The 21,714-nt window shown below is 74.0% G+C and carries 13 protein-coding genes; 9 read left to right on the forward strand and 4 right to left on the reverse strand.

The window, feature by feature from the left end; all coding sequences use genetic code 11:
* The first annotated feature begins 1 nt into the window (after position 1).
* From hglS to ACZ7LK_RS16535, 3 genes are all read left to right on the forward strand, one after another.
* Positions 2–1,423, forward strand: a complete 1,422-nt coding sequence (gene hglS, locus ACZ7LK_RS16525; protein ID WP_471141375.1) for a 2-oxoadipate dioxygenase/decarboxylase — start codon at positions 2–4, stop codon at positions 1,421–1,423.
* A complete protein-coding gene (gene amaB, locus ACZ7LK_RS16530; protein ID WP_471141377.1) occupies positions 1,420–2,949 on the forward strand; it encodes an L-piperidine-6-carboxylate dehydrogenase in 1,530 nt (509 codons plus the stop codon). Before hglS ends, amaB begins: the two co-directional genes overlap by 4 nt.
* Positions 2,950–3,143: 194 nt before the next feature.
* Positions 3,144–4,253 (forward strand): NAD(P)-binding domain-containing protein, encoded by a 1,110-nt coding sequence (locus ACZ7LK_RS16535; RefSeq protein WP_471141380.1) that lies wholly within the window; start codon positions 3,144–3,146, stop codon positions 4,251–4,253.
* A 43-nt stretch (positions 4,254–4,296) separates the two neighbouring features.
* On the opposite strand, the gene mltG is transcribed toward ACZ7LK_RS16535, so the two are convergent.
* Together mltG and ACZ7LK_RS16545 are read right to left on the reverse strand one after the other, a co-directional pair.
* Positions 4,297–5,157, reverse strand: coding sequence for an endolytic transglycosylase MltG (gene mltG / locus ACZ7LK_RS16540; protein ID WP_392273418.1), 861 nt, complete (start codon positions 5,155–5,157; stop codon positions 4,297–4,299).
* 395 nt (positions 5,158–5,552) lie between these two features.
* Complete coding sequence (locus ACZ7LK_RS16545) at positions 5,553–7,361, reverse strand: ABC transporter ATP-binding protein (RefSeq protein WP_471141383.1); 1,809 nt, start codon at positions 7,359–7,361, stop codon at positions 5,553–5,555.
* A gap of 107 nt (positions 7,362–7,468) precedes the next feature.
* On the opposite strand from ACZ7LK_RS16545, the gene ACZ7LK_RS16550 reads away from it, so the two are divergent.
* The 3 genes from ACZ7LK_RS16550 to ACZ7LK_RS16560 all read left to right on the forward strand — a co-directional run bounded on the left by ACZ7LK_RS16550 (position 7,469) and on the right by ACZ7LK_RS16560 (position 12,704).
* Entirely contained in the window at positions 7,469–7,930 is a 462-nt protein-coding gene (locus tag ACZ7LK_RS16550) for a MarR family winged helix-turn-helix transcriptional regulator (protein ID WP_392273416.1), read from the forward strand.
* Positions 7,931–8,004: 74 nt separating this feature from the next.
* The gene (locus ACZ7LK_RS16555) at positions 8,005–10,929 is read left to right on the forward strand and encodes an FAD-binding and (Fe-S)-binding domain-containing protein (RefSeq protein WP_471141387.1); all 2,925 of its coding nucleotides are present in this window, start codon (positions 8,005–8,007) and stop codon (positions 10,927–10,929) included.
* Positions 10,930–11,282: 353 nt separating this feature from the next.
* Positions 11,283–12,704 carry a Gfo/Idh/MocA family protein gene (locus tag ACZ7LK_RS16560; protein WP_471141390.1) on the forward strand — a complete coding sequence of 474 codons (1,422 nt, stop codon included), beginning with the start codon at positions 11,283–11,285 and terminating at the stop codon, positions 12,702–12,704.
* Positions 12,705–12,752: 48 nt separating this feature from the next.
* Here the strand turns inward: ACZ7LK_RS16560 and ACZ7LK_RS16565 are convergent, their stop codons facing one another.
* The gene (locus tag ACZ7LK_RS16565; protein WP_471141393.1) at positions 12,753–14,348 is read right to left on the reverse strand and encodes a peptide-N4-asparagine amidase; all 1,596 of its coding nucleotides are present in this window, start codon (positions 14,346–14,348) and stop codon (positions 12,753–12,755) included.
* Between the two features lie 180 nt (positions 14,349–14,528).
* Here ACZ7LK_RS16565 and ACZ7LK_RS16570 point away from each other — a divergent pair, with 180 nt between their 5' ends.
* Both ACZ7LK_RS16570 and ACZ7LK_RS16575 read left to right on the forward strand, forming a co-directional pair.
* Complete coding sequence (locus tag ACZ7LK_RS16570) at positions 14,529–16,304, forward strand: ABC transporter transmembrane domain-containing protein (RefSeq protein ID WP_392273412.1); 1,776 nt, start codon at positions 14,529–14,531, stop codon at positions 16,302–16,304.
* 5 nt (positions 16,305–16,309) lie between these two features.
* The gene (locus ACZ7LK_RS16575) at positions 16,310–18,091 is read left to right on the forward strand and encodes an ABC transporter ATP-binding protein (protein ID WP_471141572.1); all 1,782 of its coding nucleotides are present in this window, start codon (positions 16,310–16,312) and stop codon (positions 18,089–18,091) included.
* Positions 18,092–18,272: 181 nt separating this feature from the next.
* Here ACZ7LK_RS16575 and ACZ7LK_RS16580 read toward each other — a convergent pair whose 3' ends face one another.
* Positions 18,273–19,064, reverse strand: a complete 792-nt coding sequence (locus ACZ7LK_RS16580) for a metal-dependent hydrolase (protein ID WP_392273411.1) — start codon at positions 19,062–19,064, stop codon at positions 18,273–18,275.
* A gap of 122 nt (positions 19,065–19,186) precedes the next feature.
* Between ACZ7LK_RS16580 and ACZ7LK_RS16585 the strand changes: the two genes are divergently transcribed.
* The gene (locus ACZ7LK_RS16585; RefSeq protein WP_392273410.1) at positions 19,187–21,709 is read left to right on the forward strand and encodes a DEAD/DEAH box helicase; all 2,523 of its coding nucleotides are present in this window, start codon (positions 19,187–19,189) and stop codon (positions 21,707–21,709) included.
* The last annotated feature ends 5 nt before the right edge of the window (positions 21,710–21,714 follow it).

The raw sequence follows: 21,714 nt of genomic DNA on the forward strand, positions 1-21,714 counted from the left end.
CATGGTTCCCGCCTGGCGGCTGCGTGCCGCGTTCGCCCGTCGGCTCTCCGACATGTACGGCGCTGAAGTCCCGGCGTACACGACACTGCTGGAGGTCGCGGGTCAGGTCAACGACGACGTACGGAGGACGAGCGGGGCGGCGGCGGAGCGGCTCGGGAGCATCGAGCGGGTGACCGCCGAGCGGCACGGCGCGATCCGGGTCGGCACGCCGCGCGAACTGCGGCAGGCGGCCCGGGTGTTCGCGGCGCTGGGGATGGAGCCGGTGGGCTTCTACGACCTGCGGGACGCCGCCGGCAGCTCCGTACCGGTGGTGTCGACGGCCTTCCGGCCCGTCGGCGCCGAGGAGCTGGAGCGCAATCCGTTCCGGGTGTTCACCTCGCTGCTGACCTGTGACGACCCGCGGTACTTCGACGCGGACCTCCGGGCGCGGCTGACGGGCTTCCTGGAGCGGCGGGAGCTGTTCCCGCCGGAGCTGCTGGAGCTGGCCGCGCTCGGTGAGCGGGAGGGCGGGCTGCCGGAGGAGGCGGCGGAGCGGTTCCTGACGCTGGCGGTGGCCGCGTTCGAGCTGTCGCCGGAGCCGGTCGACCGGGCCTGGTACCGGGAGCTGGAGCGGGTCTCGCCCGTCGCGGCCGACATCGGCGGAGTGGGCAGCACCCACATCAACCACCTCACGCCCCGCGTCCTGGACATCGACGAGCTGTACCGCCGCATGACCGGCCGGGGCATCGCCATGATCGACCGGATCCAGGGGCCGCCGCGCTGGGACGGCCCCGATGTGCTGCTGCGCCAGACGTCGTTCCGGGCCCTCGCCGAGCCGCGCGCGTTCCGCGAGCCGGACGGGCGGGTCACGCACGGGTCGCTGCGGGTGCGGTTCGGCGAGGTGGAGGCGCGCGGCATCGCCCTCACGCCGGCGGGTCGCGCCCTGTACGACGAGCTGGTCGCCGAGCCGGCCGGGGTCTGGGCCGACCGGTTTCCGCGCACCGAACGCGAACTGGCCGTCCGGGGGCTGGGGTTCTTCACGTACGAGCCCGTCCCCGGCCGCCGCCGGGACGGCGCACGGCCGCCGGGCGACCTGGCGGGGCTGCTGGACGGCGGCTGGGTCACCGCGCGGCCGGTCGTGTACGAGGACTTCCTGCCGCGCTCGGCGGCCGGGATCTTCCGGTCGAACCTCGACCGGGACGGGCGCGCGGTCGGCGCCGGAGCGCGGGACGGGCGTCCGGGGGTCGCCGACGCGCGGGACGCGGGCCACGCCGGCGCGGGAGCGGGCACCGCGTACGACGCGGCCTGGCTGGCCGGGGCCGTGGAACGCCCGGTGCACGATCCGTTCGCCCTCTGTGCCGCCCGGCGGGACGACTCGCTGGCCCGCACGCTGCACGCACTCGACCTGCACCTCCGCGTCCACCTTCCCGAGGAGACCGTATGACCACGTCGCTGCCCACCACCGAGGAACTGCGCGCCCGCGCCGAGGGCGCGCTGCTGCGCTGCGGGGCCCGGCCGCCCGGCGCCGGGGACGGGGTGGTGTCGCGCACGCCGGTGACGGGCGGTGTCCTGTACCGGATGCCGGCCGCCTCGCCCGGCGACGTCGACGCGGCGGTCGGGGCGGCCGCGGAGGCGTTCCGCACGTGGCGCACGGTACCCGCGCCGGTACGCGGGGCGCTGGTCAAGCGGCTGGGTGAGCTGCTGGCCCGGCACAAGGAGGACCTCGCGGAGCTGGTCACCGTCGAGGCGGGCAAGATCTGTTCGGAGGCGCTCGGCGAGGTGCAGGAGATGATCGACGTCTGCGACTTCGCGGTCGGTCTGTCGCGCCAGCTCTATGGGCGGACGATGGCGTCCGAGCGGCCCGGCCACCGGCTGTCGGAGACCTGGCACCCGCTGGGCGTGGTGGGGGTGATCTCGGCGTTCAACTTCCCCGTGGCGGTGTGGGCCTGGAACACCGCCGTGGCGCTGGTGTGCGGTGACACGGTGGTGTGGAAGCCGTCGGAGCTGACGCCGCTCACGGCGCTGGCCTGCGACGCGCTGCTGGCGCGGGCGGCCGCCGACGCGGGCGCGCCCGCCGGGGTGCACCGGTTGGTCGTCGGGGCCCGGGAGGCGGGCGAGCGGCTGGCGGACGATCCGCGGGTGGCGCTGGTGAGTGCGACCGGGTCGGTGCGGATGGGACGGGAGGTGGCGCCGCGGGTGGCCGCCCGGTTCGGGCGGTGCCTGCTGGAGCTGGGGGGCAACAACGCGGCCGTGGTCACCCCGTCCGCCGACCTGGACCTGGCGGTGCGGGGCATCGTCTTCTCGGCGGCGGGCACGGCGGGGCAGCGGTGCACGACGCTGCGGCGGCTGATCGTCCACGAGGACGTGGCGGACCGGCTGGTGGAGAAGGTGGTCCACGCCTACGGGCAGCTCACGGTGGGTGACCCGTTCGCGGACGGGACGCTGGTCGGGCCGCTGGTCGACGGGCGGGCGCTGCGGGCGATGACCGAGGCGCTGGCGGAGGCGGAGGCGGACGGCGGCAAGGTGCTGACCGGTGGGGAGCGGGTGCTGGCGGAGGCGGCTCCGGACGCGGCGTACGTGCGGCCGGCGGTGGTGCGGATGCCGGCGCAGACGGACGTCGTCCGGCGGGAGACCTTCGCGCCCGTCCTGTATGTGCTCACCCACCGGACCCTGGACGAGGCCATCGCCCTGCACAACGACGTCCCGCAGGGGCTGTCGTCGAGCATCTTCACGCGCGACCAACGGGAGGCGGAGCGGTTCCTGGCCGCCGACGGCTCGGACTGCGGCATCGCCAACGTCAATATCGGCACGTCGGGGGCGGAGATCGGCGGCGCGTTCGGCGGCGAGAAGGAGACGGGCGGCGGGCGCGAGTCGGGGTCGGACGCGTGGCGCGCGTACATGCGGCGGGCGACGAACACGGTGAACTACGGGGACGACCTGCCACTGGCGCAGGGGGTGCGCTTCCTGTAGCCGGTGACGGTGGGGGCGGCCGTCGGGACCGGGGCGGCGGTCGGGACCGTCACGGCCGTTCGGACCGTCAGGGCCGTCCGGACCGTTACGGCCGTCCGGACCCGTTTCGGCCGTCCGGACCCGTTACGGCCGTCCGGACCGGGGCGGCGGGCCATGGCGGGAAGATCCACGCCCCCGCCCCGGTTGGTAGAAACATGAACAATCTTGGGGACGTGGCCGTGCCCGTGGACGTGGTGGTCGTCGGCGCGGGTCAGGCGGGCCTGTCCGCCGCCTACCACCTGCGGCGCACCGGGCTGCGACCGGACCGGGACTTCGTCGTCCTGGACCACGCGCCCCGGCCGGGCGGCGCGTGGCAGTTCCGCTGGCCGACCCTGACGTACGGCCGCGTCCACGGCATGCACGCGCTGCCCGGCATGGAGCTGACCGGGGCCGACGACACCCGTCCGTCGTCGGAGGTGATCGGCGGGTACTTCACGCGGTACGAGGAGAGGTTCGGGCTGCGGGTGCACCGGCCCGTCGACGTCACGGCCGTACGGGAGGGGGCGGACGGGCGCCTGCTGGTGGAGTCCTCGGAGGGGACGTACGCCACCCGTGCGCTGGTCAACGCGACGGGCACCTGGGACCGGCCGTTCTGGCCGCGCTACCCGGGACAGGAGACCTTCCGCGGGCGGCAGCTCCACACGGCGGACTACCCGGGGCCGGCGGAGTTCGCCGGCCGGCGGGTGATCGTGGTGGGCGGCGGCGCGTCGGGGACGCAGCACCTGATGGAGATCGCGGAGGTGGCGGCGGAGACCACCTGGGTGACCCGCCGGGAGCCGGTGTGGCGGGAGGGCCCGTTCGGCGAGGCGGAGGGCCGCGCGGCGGTGGCCCTGGTGGAGGAGCGGGTACGGCGCGGACTGCCACCCCGGAGCGTGGTGAGCGTGACCGGCCTGCCGCTGAACGACGCGACCCGGCGGGCGCGCGAGCGGGGGATCCTGGACCGGCTGCCGATGTTCGACCGGATCACCCCGACGGGCGTGGCCTGGGACGGGGAGGGGCCCGGCGGAGGGCGGATGCTCGACGCGGACGTCATCCTGTGGGCCACCGGCTTCCGGGCGGCCATCGACCACCTGGCCCCGCTGCGGCTGCGCGAGCCGGGCGGCGGGATCCGCGTGGACGGCACCCGGGCCCTGCGCGACGAGCGGGTCCACCTCGTCGGGTACGGCCCGTCGGCGTCCACCATCGGCGCCAACCGCGCCGGCCGCGCGGCCGCCCGTGACATCCGCCGCCTGCTGGCCCGGACGCCGGCGCCCGCGGCCGTATGACGCCGCGGCCGCGGACCGGCCGCCCCGGACCCGCCCGACCGGCTCAGTTGGGGGTGGTGGCGCGCTGGGCGTTGAAGTCCTGGACGTTGCGCTGGTGTTCGGCGTAGTCGGCGGTGAAGCGGGTGTCACCGGGCCGGACGGTGACGAAGTAGAGCCAGTCGCCGGGCGGCGGGTCGACCGCGGCGTGCATGGCCTGCTCGCCGGGGTTGGCGATCGGCGTCGGGGGCAGCCCCTGCCGGTTGTAGGTGTTGTACGGGTGCTCCATCCGCGTGTCGTCGTGCGACGTGTCGAGGGTGGAGCGGCCCAGTCCGTAGTTGAGGGTCGAGTCCATCTGGAGGGCCATGCCCTGGGCGAGCCGGTTGTGGATGACACGGGCGACCTTGCCCATGTCCTCCGGGGTGTCCGCCTCGGCCTGGACGATGCTGGCGATGGTGACCGTCCGGTAGAGGCTCACCCCGTCGCGCTGGACACCGGCGGTGACGCGGCCCGTGCCGAACCGCTCGCGCGCGGTCCTGACCATGTAGTCGAGCAGACCGCGCGGGGTCGTCTTCTTGTAGACCGGGTACGTGGCCGGGAAGAGGAACCCTTCCGGGTTGCCCCGCGCGTCGGCCGGCAGCTTCAGCTTCCCGCTCACGGCGACGCCCCGGGTGGTGCCGGGCGGCACCTTGAGGGCCTTGTCGACCGCCTCGTAGACCTGGCCGGCCCGCCAGCCCTCCGGGACGAGCAGCATCGTCGGCTTTTCCGGGGGCGGCGGCGCGGGGGGCTCCTTGAGCAGCAGCAGCGGCACCAGCACCGCGGCGGCCACGATGACGGCCAGGCCGGCGCCCAGGGCCAGCCGGCCGCGTCGGGTCATACGGGGCCGTCCGCGCCGGGGCGCGCCGCCGTGCGGGGACTCGTTCACCATGCGGTGCACGCTAACCCGACACAGGCAGATAATCCGGCAATTCAGACATTTGCGGTCACTCGACAGGGCGAACAGAACAGGCGAACACGGGCTCGGATGTTCGCCCGAACGCATGATCGCCAGGGGTTTCCCGCACCGGTCCATGCGCGACGCATGATGCTTACGGTGCGCGAGCGACGGGCTGCAGACCGCGACCGCGCAGTCCCACACCTGTACGGAACCAAGGAGAACGCACCTCATGAACGTCATCACCGACCTGCTCGCCGGCTTCGTCCACTTCATCGGTTGGCTCGTCTGAGGGACCGTCCGCCCGGCGCCGTCGCTCCCCCGTCCCAGGGAGCGGCGGCGCCGCCGCGTCCGCCCGTACCGCCACCGTGAGCACGACGGCGGGCGGGTCAGGACACGGCCGGCTCCAATTCCGTGTCCCCACGGACCAGGGCGGCGTACCGGCCGTCGCGGTCCATCAGTTCCTCGTGCGTGCCGCGCTCGGCCACGCGCCCGGCGTCGAGGACGACGATCTCGTCCGCGCCGCGGACGGTGGAGAGCCGGTGGGCGATGGTGAGGGTGGTGCGGCCGGCCGACAGCGCGTCGATCGCCTGCTGCACGGCCTGTTCCGTGCGGGTGTCGAGCGCGCTGGTCGCCTCGTCCAGGATGAGGACCGGCGGGTCCCTGAGGATGGTCCGGGCGATGGCCAGACGCTGCTTCTCGCCGCCCGAGAAGCGGTATCCGCGCTCGCCGACGAGGGTGTCGTACCCCTCGGGCAGTGACGCGATGTGGTCGTGGATCTGGGCCGCCCGCGCGGCCGCCTCGATCTCCTCGTCGGTGGCGTCCGGCCGGGCGAAGCGGAGGTTCTCGGCGACGGAGGCGTGGAAGAGGTAGGTCTCCTGGGAGACCACGCCGATCCCGCGGGCGAGGCTGTCGAAGTCCAGGTCCCGGACGTCCACGCCGTCGAGCGTGACGCGGCCGCCGGTGACGTCGTACAGCCGGGGGACGAGGTAGCTGAGGGTGGACTTGCCGGAGCCGGTGGGGCCGACGACGGCCAGGCTGCCGCCCGCCGGCACGGTGATGTCGATGCCGCTCAGCGTCTCGCCGCCGTTGGCGTCGTACCGGAAGTCGACGGCCTCGAAGCGGACCTCGCCGCGGATCTCCTCCAGCCGGACCGGGTCCTCGGGCTCGGTGATGTCCACCGGCAGGTCCAGATACTCGAAGATCCGCTGGAAGAGGGCGAAGGAGGTCTGGATCTCCACGCCGGTCGACAGCAGGCTCACGGCGGGGCGGAACAGGCCCTGCTGGAGCGAGACGAAGGCGACGAGCGTACCGATGGAGATGGCGGGGCCACCCGCCTGGAGGGCCAGCCCGGCCGCCCAGTACAGCAGGGCCGGCATGGCGGCCATGACGATGCCTATCGTCGACATCCGCCACCGGCCGGCCATCGAGGAGCGCACCTCGAGTGCGACGAGCCGCTCGGACTCGGCGGCGAAGGACCTGGTCAGGGAGTCGGCGCGGCCCATCGTCCGGCCCAGGAGGATCCCGCTCACCGACAGCGACTCGGTGACGGTGGCGGCCATGGCCGCCATCTGCTTCTGCCGCTGGGTGGTGATCCGCTTGCGCTCGCGGCCGACCCGGCGGCTGATCCAGACGAAGACCGGCAGCAGGAGCAGCGACACGATCGTCAGCCGCCAGTCCAGGGCGAGCATCGCGGCGACGGTGGCGACCACGGCGGTCAGGTTGGACACCAGGGACGTCGCGGTGGAGGTGACGGTCGCCTGCATCCCGCCGATGTCGTTCGCGATGCGGGACTGCACCTCACCGGTGCGCGTGCGGGTGAAGAACGCCAGCGGCATGCCCTGCAACCGGGCGTACACGGCGGTCCGCAGGTCGTGCATGACCCGCTGGCCGACCGTCGTGGAGATCAGCGTCTGGAGGACCCCGAACACGCCGGTCACCACGGCGGTCAGGATCATGCCGAGGGCGAGCAGGGTGAGCAGGCCCGTACGGCCCTGCGGGATGGCGGTGTCCAGGATCTCGCGCAGCAGGAACGGCGAGGCGACCGACACCAGCGACGAGGCGCCGACGAGCAGGCCGACCACGGCCAGCCGGCCGCGGTAGGGACGGAAGAGCCGGAGGACGCGCCGGATCGGGACCGGCGGCTGCTCCGGATCGGGTGGGGGTGGCGTCCAGGTGGACTCGGCGTGGATGCGCATGGGCTCCTTCGAAGGTACAGAAGTACAGGCGTGCGGACGAACCTTCGAAGAGCTTAGCTCATTGTTACCTTCGTTCACAGTGAGCGTGGTCCTGCTAACATCCGGGTATGGACTCCCCCGACCCCTCCCCCGACCCGGACGGCCTGCTGGCCGAGCAGCTCCTCCGGCTGACCCGGCGCCTCCACCGCAGCCAGAAGCGGCAGCTCGAGTCGGCCGACATAGCGATCACGCCCGCCCAGTCCCGGCTGCTGCGCACGGTGGCGCACTACGACCACCCGCCCCGGATGGCCGACCTCGCGGCCCGTCTCGAAGTCGTCCCCCGCGCCGTGACCAGCCTGGTGGACGGTCTGGAGGCGAGCGCGCGGGTCCGCCGCGTCCCCGATCCGGCCAACCGCCGGGTGGTGCGGATCGAGCTCACCGACGCCGGGCGGGACACGCTGCGGCAGTTGCGCACCGCGCGCCGGGCGGCCGCAGAGGACATCCTGGCTCCATTGACCGCCGAACAGCGCGAGGTGCTCGGCGGCCTGCTGACCGCTCTGGTCGACGGAGTGCCGGAGCGCCACTGCTGACGCGCGTGCCGTGACGACACCGGTGTGACGGCCGCGCCCGGACGATCCGTGCCGCCTGCCGAGGGGACCGTGCCATGCCGCTGCCGGAGCCGAAACCCGACGCCCTCCGTCCCCGCACCCACCACGGCCCCTCCCACGACCGGGTGCCCGACCTGCTGGCGCACGGCTCACCCGGACGGCTGCGCGACGAGCTGACCGCCCTCCTGGGCCCCGGCAAGGTGCTGTCGCGGGTCACCGACCTCGTCGCGTACGCCTCGGACGCCAGCCCCTACCGCTTCGTCCCCCAGGTCGTCGTGGTCGCCGAGGACGTCGACGACATCTCCGCCCTCCTGTCCTACGCGCACGGCAAGGGCCGCGAGGTGGTCTTCCGGGCGGCCGGGACGAGCCTGAACGGCCAGGCCCAGGGCGAGGACATCCTGGTGGACGTGCGCAGGCACTGGGCCGGGATCGAGGTCCTGGACGGTGGCGCCCGTGCCCGCGTCCGGCCCGGCACCACGGTCGCCCGTGCCAACGCGGCCCTCGCCCGGCACGGCCGGCTTTTGGGCCCCGACCCGGCGAGCGCCGTGGCCTGCACGATCGGCGGCGTCGTCGCCAACAACGCGTCCGGGATGACGGCCGGGACGGTCCGCAACGCGTACCGGACGGTGGCGTCGCTCACCGCCGTGCTGCCCTCCGGCACGGTGGTCGACACGGCCGATCCGGCGGCCGACGCGGAACTCGCGCGCGCCGAGCCGGCCCTGTGCGCCGAGCTCCTGGCCGTCAAGGCGGAGATCGAGGCGGACCCGGACCTCACGGCCCGCATCCGCGCCAAGTACGAGATCAAGAACACCAACGGCTACCGCCTGGACGCCTACCTGGACGGCTCGACGCCCGTCGAGATCCTGCGCGGGCTGATGGTCGGCTCCCAGGGCACGCTCGGTTTCCTCTCCGAGGTCGTGTTCGACACCCTGCCGCTGGACCGGGAGGTCACGGCCGCGCTGCTGTTCTTCCCGTCCCTGCCGGCCGCGGCGGCCGCCGTGCCGCGCTTCACGGAGGCGGGCGCGATCGCGGTGGAGCTGATGGACGGCAACACGCTGCGGGCGTCGGTGCGGGTCCCCGGGGTGCCCGCCGACTGGGCGGAGCTGCCCGGCCCCACCACGGCCCTGCTGGTGGAGTTCCGGGCGCCCGACCCCGCGGCGCTGGCGGCCCGCGAGTGGGCGGCGGCCCGGGTGCTCGACGACATCGAGCTGGTGGCGCCCGTCCCGTCGGTGACCAACCGGTTCACCCGGGACGCCCGGACGATCGGCGGCTACTGGAAGGCGCGCAAGGCGTTCGTCGCCGCCGCGGGCGGTGGCCGCCCCTCCGGTACGACGCTGATCACCGAGGACTTCGCGGTGCCGCCGTCGCGGCTCGCCGAGGCGTGCGAGGCGCTGCTGGCGCTCCAGGCGGAGCACGGCTTCGACGCCGCCGTCGCCGGGCACGCGGCCCACGGCAACCTGCACTTCCTGCTGGCGTTCGACCCGGCCGACCCGGACGACGTCGACCGGTACGCGGCGTTCATGGACGAGTTCTGCAAGCTGACCGTGGAGCGGTTCGACGGCTCGCTGAAGGCGGAGCACGCCACCGGGCGGAACATCGCCCCCTTCCTGGAGCTGGAGTGGGGCCCGCGGGCCACCGAGCTGATGTGGCGCACCAAGCGGGCCTTCGACCCCGAAGGGGTGCTCGCCCCGCGCGTCGTCCTGGACCGGGACCCGAGGGCCCATCTGCGCGGCCTGAAGACGGTGCCCCGGGTGGAGCCGATCACCGACGCCTGCATCGAGTGCGGCTTCTGCGAGCCGACCTGCCCCAGCCGGGACCTGACCACGACACCCCGTCAGCGGATCGTGCTGCGGCGCGAGATGATGCGCCAGACTCCCGGCTCGCCCGTCGAGACCGCCCTCCTCGCGGCGTACGGCCATGCCGCCGTCGACACCTGCGCGGGCGACTCGACGTGCGGGCTGGACTGCCCGGTGGGCATCGACACGGGTGCGTTGATGAAGCGGCTGCGGCACGCCCGCCACTCGGCCCGGGAGGAGCGGCTGGCGGCCCTGGCCGCCCGGCGGTTCGCGGCGGTGGAGGCCTCGGCGCGGCTCGCGGTGGCCACCGGGCGGCGCCTCGGCGACCGGCTGCCCGCCTCGGCGACGGCGCTGGCCCGCAGGGTCGTGCGGCCGGAGCTGGTGCCCGAGTGGCTGCCGGAGATCCCCGGCGCCGCCGCGGCCCGGCTGCCCGTCACGGAGCGGGCGCGGGCGGTCGCCGTGTACTACCCGGCGTGCGTGAACCGGATCTTCGGCGAGCCGCGGGGCCTCGCCGGGCCGTCCCTGCCCGAGGCGGTGGTCGCCCTGTCGGAGCGGGCCGGCAGACCGGTGTGGATCCCCGGCGACGTGGCGGGCACCTGCTGCGCCACCGTCTGGCACTCCAAGGGGTACGAGGAGGGCGCGCGCGTGATGGCGCACCGCGTCGTCGAGGCCGCCTGGGGCTGGACCGCGGGCGGCCGGCTGCCGCTGGTCGTGGACGCCTCCTCCTGTGCGCTGGGCCTGGCGCGGGAGGTGGTGCCGTACCTCGGCGCCCGTCACCGCGAGATGCACGCGGAGCTGACGGTCCTCGACTCCGTGGTGTGGGCCGCCGACGAGCTGCTGGAGCGCCTGACGGTACGGCGGAGGGCCGCCTCGGTGGTCGTGCACCCCACCTGCGCGATGCGGCACCTCGGGGACGAGGACCGGCTGGTGGCGCTCGCGGCGGCATGCGCCGAGGAGGCCGTCGTCCCGGACGAAGCGGGCTGCTGCGCCTTCGCCGGCGACCGGGGGATGCTCCACCCCGAGCTGACGGAATCGGCCACGGCCCGGGAGGCGGCCGAGGTGACGGCGCGGTGTTACGACGCGTACCTCTCGGCCAACCGGATGTGCGAGGTCGGCATGGAGCACGCCACCGGCCGCCCCTACCACTCGGTGCTCCTCCAGCTCGAGCGCGCCACCCGGCCGTAGGCGCCCGTGCGGCAGGCGTCCGTGCCGCGGGCGTCCCTGCGGCAGGCGTCCGTGCCGCGGGCGTCCGTGCCGCGGGCGTCCGTGCCGCGGGCGTCCCTGCGGCAGTCGCCCCTCGCCGCCCTCAGGCGAGCAGGTCGAGCAGGGCGGCGCCGTCCTCCGTGAGCCGCCGGAGCCCGGCGGTGGAATTCGGCGCCGGAGTACGGCGGTGGACGGCATCGCGCCACTGCCCTTCCGGGAGTCCAAGCGCTCGGAACAAGAGTCCAACCGGCCCCCTTGCGTACCCGCGGCCCCGGCGGCCAGGGTCCTTCCCGGGATTCATGGACCAGCCACGCACACGAGGCACGGGAGGTTCGATGAACGACGCAGCACCCGGGGACCACGACCGGTCCCCGGAGCCGCCCAGCCGGCGCACCGTCCTGCGGACCACGGCCGCTGCGGCGGGAGCCGCCGGGCTGGGCCTCGGCGCCCCGGGCGGTACCGCCGCCGCCGCGGAGCCCGGCGCCACGGAGGCCGCCGCACCGCCGCGCCAGGGCCCCACGATGGCCGGCGTGCCGTTCGAGCGGCGCTCCACCGTGCGCGTCGCCGTCGTCGGGCTCGGCAACCGCGGCGGCAGCATGATCGACCTGTTCCTGGCCGTCCCGGGCGTGCGGGTGGTCGCCGTCTGCGACCCGGTGAAGAGCAAGACCGAGCAGGCCGTGGCCAAGGTCGTGGCCGCCGGCCATCCCTCACCCGCCGTCTACGCCCACGGCGAGGACGACTACGAGAACCTCTGCCGGCGCGGCGACATCGACCTCGTGTACGTGGCGACCCCCTGGGACCTGCACTTCGCCATGGCGAGGGCGGCCCTGCTGAACGGCAAGCACATCGGTGTCGAGTGCCCCCTCGCGATGCGCCTGGACGAGCTGTGGGAGCTGGTCGACCTCTCCGAGCGCACCCGCCGCCACTGCATGCAGCTGGAGAACTGCTGCTACGGCCGCCACGAGATGCGCGTGCTGCGCATGGCCCACGCCGGCAGGTTCGGCGAACTGCTGCACGGCGCCGGGGCGTACCACCACGACCTGCGGGGCCTGATGTTCTCGCCGACGTACTACGAGGGCCCCTGGCGCCGCCTGTGGCACACCCGGCTGCGGGGCGACCTCTACCCCAACCACGGCTTCGCACCGGTGGCCACCTACATGGACGTCAACCGGGGCGACCGCGCGGTCAGCATCAGCAGCTTCGGCACGCCCGCGCTCGGGCTGGCCGAGTACCGCCGGGCCCATGTGCCGCCGGACGACCCGAGCTGGAAGGAGACGTACGTCGAGAGCGACCGCACCATCAGCATGGTGCGGACGGCCAGGGGCCGGGTGATCCGGCTGGAGCACGACGTGTCGACGCCCCACCCGTACAGCAGGATCAACAGCCTGGGCGGGACGAAGGGTGTCTTCGAGGACTACCCCGCGCGGATCTACATCGAGCCGGACCACACCGACGACCAGTGGGGCGACTTCTCCGCGTACGCCGCCGAGTTCGACCACTGGCTGTGGAAGGAGCACGCCGATCCGCCGGGCGGGCACGGGGGGATGGACTACCTCATGGTCTTCCGGCTGATGCAGTGCATGCGGCTCGGCCTCGTCCCGGACTTCGACGTGTACGACGCCGCCACCTGGTCCGCCCCGGTGCCGCTCAGCCACGCCTCCGTCAAGGCGAACGGCGCGCCGCAGCGGATACCCGACTTCACGCGCGGCGCGTGGACGAGGCCCCGGCCGGGCGTGGACTCGGCCAGGCCGGAGTGAGCGTGCGGGGCCGGGCCCGCGGTACCGGCCGGGCCCCGCACCCACCGGTCAGCAGCGGCGGCGGTCCTCCGTCAGGGTGCCCTGGACGGTCCGCAGGGCGCGGTCGTAGCAGCCGCCGGGCCCGTACAGCCGGTAGCGCTCCGCACTGGTGCCGACGGCGTGCCGCTGGTCGCGGGGCACCCCGGTCGTGTAGGTGGCGTCGCCCGTGTAGGAGTCGTCGAGCCGTGAGCGGCGCGGCCGTTCCCCGGGGGCGAGGACCAGGGTGTCCGCGCGGTCGCCCAGGGCGAGGACGGTGCGCAGCCGGTCGCCGGCGCCGAGCGTGGTCACGCCGTCCATGGTGTACGTGCGGTCCGTGCGGGTGCGGGTGCCGCCGCGGCGCACCGTCTCGTCGTCCCGCCAGGTCGCCTTCAGCGCGTCACGGGCTTCGCCGTCGGTCCAGCGGTGGACGGAGGTGTGGGTCACGGACCGGGTCACGGTCGTGGCGACCCGGCCGTGCGAGGTGTCCAGGTACCCGGCCACGGTGAGCCGGTGGGCGGCCGCGGTGTCGAGGCGGTGCTCCGTACCGGGGCGGTACACCGGCGAGTTGACGGGCGCGCTCTCCTGGTGCCGGGTCAGCGCCCCGGTGACGACCGCGCGGCCCTCGTCCTGCCAGACGAGCACGTTGGCGGGGGTCGACCAGCCGGCCTGCCCCGCCGGTAGGCCGGCGACGGAGACCTCCACGCGGTGCGGGCGGCCGTCGTTGAGCAGGGCGGCGAACGGTGTCAGGTCGTAGCGGACGGGCTGGGCGTCGAAGGCGCGCGGGCCGGGGACCACGTACCAGAGGAAGGGGTTGGACCAGCCGCCCGTCCACACCGTCGGGAAGGGGGCGGCGATCCCGGCGAGCCGTCCGTCGACGGAGATCCGCACCTCCCGGTGCGGTCCGCCGGCCGCCTTGCACGAGTAGGGCGCGGCGTCCGGGACGGTCATGTACCAGTACTCCTCGCAGCCGCCGCCGGAGCCGGTGGCGTACACCTCGGCGAGGATCCGTTCGGAGTTGCGCGGGGTGGTCAGGGCCGGGGTGGCGAGGGGTATCACCCGGTCGGGCACGTCGGCGGACGGCGCCGGTCCGCCCGCGTGGAAGGTCAGCGTCACCGTGACGTCGAGGACGCCGGTGTACGTGTCGTCGACGACGTTCCCGATGAGCATCTCCACCGGCTGCGGGCGGCGCAGGGTGTCGCTGTAGCGGGTGATGTCGGTCTCGACCGACCAGGTGATGCCGTCGGGGGACGGTTGCGGGGTGGAGGTGCGGAAGACCTCCACCCCGCCGATGGTGAGGTGGCCGAGCCGGTCGTACTGGCGTCCCTTCACCGTGCCGTCGAGCCGGAGGACGACCGTGCTCCACCGGTCGCCGCAGCCTTTGGGGGGCGTGTAGGTGCCCCGGTAGGGCGTGAAGTCGCGGAACCGCGCCCGGGCGAGGGTCATGTCGCAGGTGGGTACGCCCTCCGGCCGGGGAACGGGCGGTGCGGCGGTGAGCGGATCGCGCCAATCGGTGCCGAACTCGGCGGGAGGGTCCTGGGGCGCGGCGGGCGCCGGTGCCGCGCCGGACAGCGCGGTGACCGCCAGCACGGCGCCCATGAGCATGCCGATGACTCGTCGTTGTCCCATGGGCCGGGAGTGAAGCGCGGGGCGGGCGCCCGGCGCCAGGGGCCGGTGACGCCCCTTGGCGCGTTCTGTGCGGTCCTGCCGGAAAATCGATTGCCGTCGCCGGGTCCGGAAGGCGAATCTTGCACGGTTTCCGGCTGCCGCTCCGCGCTGCCCGCCCGTCGACGGAACCCCTGGGACGTCATGCAGATTCATCGTCTTCCGTACGCCGATCCGGGTGATCCCGACGTCAGGTCGGGCACGCGCTTCCTGCTCTGGCTGGGGCGCAACCAGCTCGGCGGGCAGGTCAGGACCCTGCTGTGGGGCCTGTTGCTGCACCTCGGCATCGCCGGTCTCCCGCTGGCCGTGGGCCTGGCGGTGCAGGCGGTGATCGAGCGCTCGGGCGGCGGGCTGGCCCGGGCCGGAGCCCTGATCGCCGTCCTGGGCGCGGCCATCGCGGTGGGCGACACGATGCAGCACCGGACGGCCGTCACCAACTGGATCACCGCCGCCGCCCGGGTCCAGCAACTGCTGGCGCGCAAGACCGCGGAGCTGGGCTCCCTGCTGACCCGCCGGGTCGCCGCGGGCGAGGTCGTCGCCGTGTCGACCGGGGACGTCGAGAAGATCGGCTGGTTCGTGGAGACCCTGTCGCGGTTCGCGGCGGCGGCCACCACGCTGGTCGTGGTCTGTGTCGGCCTGGTGGTCTACCAGCCGGCCCTCGGTGCCGTCGTCGCGGTCGGCGTGCCCGTCCTGGCGCTCGCCGCGCTGCCGCTGCTCCCCCGCGCCACCCGGCGCGCGGACGTCCAGCGGGAGAAGGCGGGCCGCGCCACCGAACTGGCGTCGGACACGGTCGCCGGTCTGCGGGTGCTGCGCGGCATCGGCGGCGAGGAGCTGTTCCTCCGCCGCTACCGGGAGGCGTCCCAGGAGGTGCGCCGGGCCGCCGTGCGCAGCGCCCGGATGTGGGCGCTGATCGCGGCGGTCCAGGTCCTGCTGCCGGGGCTGCTGCTGGTCGTGGTGGTGCTGTACGGGGCGAAGCTCGCCCTGGAGGGGCGCGTCACGGTAGGCGAACTGGTCACCGTGTACGGCGCGGTGACGCTGACGCACCACCCGTTGCGCAACTTCGAGGAGATCGCCATGGCGTACTCCTTCTCCCGGCCCTCCGCGAAGCGCGCCGCACGGGTGCTGGCGCTGACGCGTACGAGCACCACCACGGTGACGGACGCCGGCGCGCCTCCGGCGGGGGACCTGTACGACCCGGTGACCGGGCTGCTGGCCCCGGCCGGTCTGTTCACCGCCGTGGTGTGCGGCGACCCGGACGCCGCCGGGAAGCTGGCCGACCGGCTCGGCGGGCACCCCTCGGAGGAGCACGACGGCCATGTCTCCGTCCTGCTCGGCGGCGTGCCCCTGGACGAGCTGCCGCTCGACACCGCGCGCACCGCCGTCCTGGTCCAGGACAAGGACCCGGTCCTGTTGTCCGGCACCCTGCACGACCTGCTGGACGTGCCGTCGTCCGGGAAGGTGAGCGCCCGGGACGCCTTGGAGGCGGCCCGCTGCGGCGACGTGCTGGACGCGCTCGCCCAGGCGTCGGTGGAGCCGGACGGCGACCCGATGCGCACCCGGATCACCGAGCGCGGCCGGTCGCTGTCCGGCGGGCAGCGCCAGCGCCTGGCGCTCGCCCGGTCGCTGGTCACCGACCCCGGGGTGCTGGTGCTGGACGAGCCGACGTCGGCGGTGGACTCGCACACCGAGGCGCGGGTCGCGGCGGGCGTCCAGCGGCTGCGCGCCGGGCGGACGACCGTGGTGCTGGCGTCGTCGCCGCTGCTCCTGGACCTCGCCGACCGGGTGGTGCTGGTCCACGAGGGCGAGGCCGTGGCGGTGGGCACCCACCGCGGACTGCTGGCCACCGAGGAGCGGTACCGCGCGGTGGTCACCCGTGAGACCGAAGAGGAAGTCCTTGTGGACATCGAGGAGTCGGCATGACCGCCGTGACCGGCATGGCGCCGCCCGGGTACGACCCGGCGGCCCCGCAGTCCGCGACCACGCTGCCGGTGGGCACGCCGGCGACGGTCCGGGCGTACGTCACCGAGCTGCTGCGCCGGCACCGGACGGCGTTCGCCGTGCTGGTCGCCGTCAACGCGGTGGCGGTCGTCGCCTCGATGGTCGGCCCGTACCTGCTCGGCTCGCTGGTCGACCGGCTCGCCGAGGGCGCGCGGGAGCTCCACCTGCCGTTCACGGTGGGGGCGTTCACGGTCGCGCTGGTGGTGCAGACGCTGTTCGTCCGGATGGTGCGGCTGCGGGGCGCGATGCTCGGCGAGGAGATGCTGGCCGATCTGCGCGAGGACTTCCTCGTCCGGTCGGTGGCGCTGCCGCCGGGCGTGCTGGAGCGGGCCGGCACGGGTGACCTGCTGTCCCGGATCACCACCGACATCGACCGGCTGGCCAACGCCATGCGGGAGGCGGTACCGCAGCTCGCCGTCGGTGTGGTGTGGGCCGGGCTGCTGGTCGGCGGGCTCACGGTGACCGCCCCGCCGCTGGCGCTCGCCGTGCTGGTGGCCGCTCCGCTGCTGATCGTGGGCTGCCGCTGGTACTTCCGGCGGGCGCCCTCGGCGTACCGATCGGAGGCCGCCGGGTACGCGGCGGTCGCCGCCGCCCTGGCCGAGACGGTCGACGCGGGGCGTACGGTCGAGGCCCACCGGCTGGGGGCGCGGCGGGTCGCGCTGTCCGACCGGCGGATCAAGGAGTGGACGGCGTGGGAGCGTTACACGCTCTTCCTGCGCTCGGTCCTCTTCCCGGTCATCAACCTCACCCACACCACGGTGCTGGCCGCCGTGCTGATGATCGGCGGGGTGTTCGTCCTCAACGGCTGGATGGACGTGGGGCAGCTGACGACGGGCGCGCTGCTGGCCCAGATGCTGGTGGACCCGGTCGGGATCATCCTGCGCTGGTACGACGAGCTCCAGGTGGCGCAGGTGTCGCTGGCGCGGCTGGTCGGGGTGCGGGACATCGAGCCGGAGAGCGGTGACGGGTCGGTGCGGCCGGACGGGCGCGAGGTGCGGGCCGAGGAGGTGCGGTTCGGCTACCGGGAGGGCGTGGACGTGCTGCACCGGGTGTCGATGGACGTGGCTCCGGGCACCCGGCTGGCGCTGGTCGGCCCGTCCGGGGCGGGCAAGTCGACCCTGGGCCGGCTGCTCGCCGGGATCTACGCGCCGCGGGAGGGGCGGGTCACCCTCGGCGCGGCCGAGCTGTCGCGGATGCCCGCCGAGCGGGTGCGGGAGCACGTGGCGCTGGTCAACCAGGAGCACCATGTGTTCGTCGGCACGCTCCGGGACAACCTGCGGCTGGCGCGGACCGGGGCGCGGGACGCGGAGCTGTGGGCGGCCCTCGGCGCGGTCGACGCCGACGGGTGGGCGCGGGCGCTGGAGGAGGGGCTGGACACCGAGGTCGGTTCGGGCGGGGTGGCGCTGACCCCGGCGCAGGCCCAGCAGATCGCGCTGGCCCGGCTGGTGCTGGCCGACCCGCACACCCTGGTGCTGGACGAGGCGACGTCCCTGCTGGACCCGCGCGCCGCCCGGCACCTGGAGCGGTCCCTGGCCCGCGTCCTGGAGGGCCGCACGGTGGTGGCGATCGCGCACCGGCTGCACACGGCGCACGACGCGGACGTGATCGCGGTCGTGGAGGGCGGCCGCATCAGCGAGCTGGGCAGCCACGACGAGCTGGTCGCGGCGGACGGAGCGTACGCGGCGCTGTGGCGGTCCTGGCACGGGTAGCGGACCGGGCGGCACACACCCCGGCCCGGCCCGCGGGAGCGGGCCGGGCCGGGGTGTGTGCGGGCACGGGCCGGCGCGGGTGCCGGTGCGCCGGCCGGTGCCAGTGCCGGTGCCCGGGCACGCGGGCCGGTACCGGTGCGCGGATGCGACGGGCCGGTGCCGGCGCCGGTGCGCCGGCCGGTCAGATGACGTTGAGGGCGGCCGCGCCGCCCACCCCGCCCAGCAGCATGAACGCGGGCATCAGCACCTTGAGCTCCACCCAGCTACCGGCGCGGAAGCGCATGCCCTTCGGCGGCCCGACCGGGTACCACCGCTTGCCGCCGACCGGGATGGGCCACAGGATCGGGCAGCCCGAGACGGTCAGGGCGTCGCCGATGTCGTGGACGAGGGCGCCGAGCACGATCGGCAGGCCCAGCCACAGGTACTCCTGCCCGTCCCCGGTGAACAGCCAGTCCGCGCCGTTGCCGGGCTTGTCGAGGACGCCCGCCAGTATCCACGCGCTGGTAGCGCCCAGCAGCCACACCAGGACGTCGCTGGACATCCGGGCCGCCCGCCACAGCAGGCCCTCCACGGCGAGCACCAGGTGCACGAAGAGGATCGCCAGGACCGCCCACCGGCCCCCGGTGATCGCGAGCGCCGACGCCCCGGCGCCGCACAGCACGGCCCACACCCAGGTGTGCGTCAGCGTCCGGTGGCCGCCGCTGCGGCGGGGGTCCGCCCTCGTCCTGGTCGCCTTGTAGACGGCGTACGACAGCTTGTCGACGATCTCGCACAGCAGCTTGGAGACGGGGCCGAAGGCCCGCGAGATGGTCGCCGACTTGTGGTCGAGGTCAGGGGCGAGTGCCGCTCCGGCGCAGATCAGGGCGCCGACGACGAGCACCGGCCACGGCATCGGATGCCCCGCCGCGGCGGTCGCGGCCCCCACCCCCAGCCACGCGGCCGCCCCGGAGAGTGAGTGCGCCGGTCCCATCATGTGCGTTCCCCGCCCCGTTTGCTCTTGTCCTGCACCCCGGTCGACGGGACAGCCTACCGTTGGTGATCTTCATCCGGACGGCCGGTTGCCGCTTCCGGCCGCGCGGCAGGCAAGATGGGGGCGTGACCCTTATCGATCAGCTGCCGCCGGACGCCGACCCCGATGCCCTCTTCGAGGCCTTCTCGTCATGGGCCGAGGAGCGGGGCATCACCCTGTACCCGGCCCAGGAGGAGGCGCTGATCGAGGTGGTCTCCGGGGCGAACGTGATCCTCTCCACGCCCACCGGCTCGGGGAAGTCGCTGGTCGCGGCCGGTGCGCACTTCACGGCGCTGGCGAACGACCAGGTGACCTTCTACACCGCGCCGATCAAGGCGCTGGTGTCGGAGAAGTTCTTCGACCTGTGCAAGCTCTTCGGGACCGAGAACGTCGGCATGCTGACGGGCGACGCGTCGGTGAACGCCGACGCGCCCGTCATCTGCTGCACGGCCGAGGTGCTGGCGTCGATCGCGCTGCGTGACGGCAAGGACGCGGACATCGGCCAGGTCGTGATGGACGAGTTCCACTTCTACGCGGAGCCGGACCGCGGCTGGGCCTGGCAGATCCCGCTGCTGGAACTGCCGCAGGCGCAGTTCGTGCTGATGTCGGCGACGCTCGGCGACGTCTCGATGTTCGAGAAGGACCTCACCCGCCGCACCGGCCGCCCCACCTCGGTGGTGCGCTCGGCGACCCGGCCGGTGCCGCTGTCGTACGAATACCGGCTGACCCCCATCACCGAGACCCTGACCGAGCTGCTGGAGACCAAGCAGGCGCCGGTCTACATCGTGCACTTCACCCAGGCGCAGGCGGTGGAGCGGGCCCAGTCGCTGATGAGCATCAACATGTGCTCGCGCGAGGAGAAGGACCGGATCGCCGAGCTGATCGGCAACTTCCGGTTCACCACCACGTTCGGCAGGAACCTGTCGCGGTACGTGCGGCACGGCATCGGTGTGCACCACGCCGGCATGCTGCCCAAGTACCGGCGGCTGGTGGAGAAGCTGGCGCAGGCGGGTCTGCTGAAGGTGATCTGCGGGACGGACACGCTCGGCGTCGGGGTCAACGTCCCCATCCGTACGGTGCTGTTCACGGCGCTCACCAAGTACGACGGCAGCCGGGTGCGCACGCTGCGGGCCCGGGAGTTCCACCAGATCGCGGGCCGGGCGGGCCGGGCCGGTTTCGACACGGCCGGGCTCGTGGTCGCGCAGGCGCCCGAGCACGTCATCGAGAACGAGAAGGCCCTGGCGAAGGCGGGCGACGACCCCAAGAAGCGGCGCAAGGTGGTGCGCAAGAAGGCCCCGGAGGGCTTCGTCGGCTGGACGGAGAACACCTTCGAGAAGCTGATCGCCTCCGAGCCGGAGCCGCTGACCTCCCGCTTCCGCGTCACGCACACCATGCTGCTGTCGGTGATCGCCCGGCCCGGCGACGCCTTCCGGGCGATGCGCCGGCTCCTGGAGGACAACCACGAGCCGCGCAAGAACCAGCTGCGGCACATCCGCCGCGCCATCGCGATCTACCGCTCGCTGCTGGACGGCGGGGTCGTCGAGCAGCTCGCCGAGCCCGACGCCGAGGGCCGTACGATCCGGCTCACCGTCGACCTCCAGCAGGACTTCGCGCTGAACCAGCCGCTGTCGACCTTCGCGCTGGCGGCGTTCGACCTGCTGGACCCGGAGTCCCCCTCGTACGCGCTGGACATGGTGTCGGTCGTCGAGTCCACGCTGGACGACCCGCGCCAGATCCTCGCCGCCCAGCAGAACAAGGCGCGCGGCGAGGCGGTCGGCGCGATGAAGGCGGACGGGGTCGAGTACGAGGAGCGGATGGAGCGGCTCCAGGACGTCTCGTACCCCAAGCCGCTCGAAGAGCTGCTGTGGCACGGGTACAACACCTACAAGAAGTCCCACCCGTGGGTCGGCGACCACCCCGTCTCGCCGAAGTCCGTCATCCGCGACATGTACGAACGGGCGCTGACCTTCACGGAGTTCACGTCCTTCTACGAGCTGGCGCGCACCGAGGGCATCGTGCTGCGGTACCTGGCGTCGGCGTACAAGGCGCTGGATCACACCATCCCCGACGATCTCAAGACCGAGGACCTGGAGGACCTGATCGCCTGGCTGGGCGAGCTGGTGCGGCAGGTGGACTCCTCGCTGCTGGACGAGTGGGAGCAGCTCGCCAACCCCGAGGTGGAGACCGCCGAGGAGGCCCAGGAGAAGGCCGACCAGGTCAAGCCGGTCACGGCCAACGCGCGGGCGTTCCGGGTGCTGGTGCGCAACGCGATGTTCCGCCGGGTGGAGCTGGCCGCGCTGGACCGGCTGCGGGAGCTCGGCGAGATGGACGCGGAGTCCGGCTGGGACGAGGAGCGGTGGGCGGAGGCGATGGACGCGTACTGGGACGAGTACGACGACCTCGGCACCGGTCCGGACGCGCGCGGCCCGAAGCTGCTGGCCATCGACGCGTCCGACGAGAACGTGGCGCACGGGCTGTGGCGCGTCCGCCAGACCTTCGCCGACCCGAACGGCGACCATGACTGGGGCATCAGCGCGGAGGTGGACCTGGCGGCCTCCGACGAGGAAGGCCGGGCGGTCGTCCGCGTCACCGACGTCGGCCAGCTCTGAGAGGA

It is taken from the genome of Streptomyces sp. NPDC039423 (assembly GCF_055598725.1).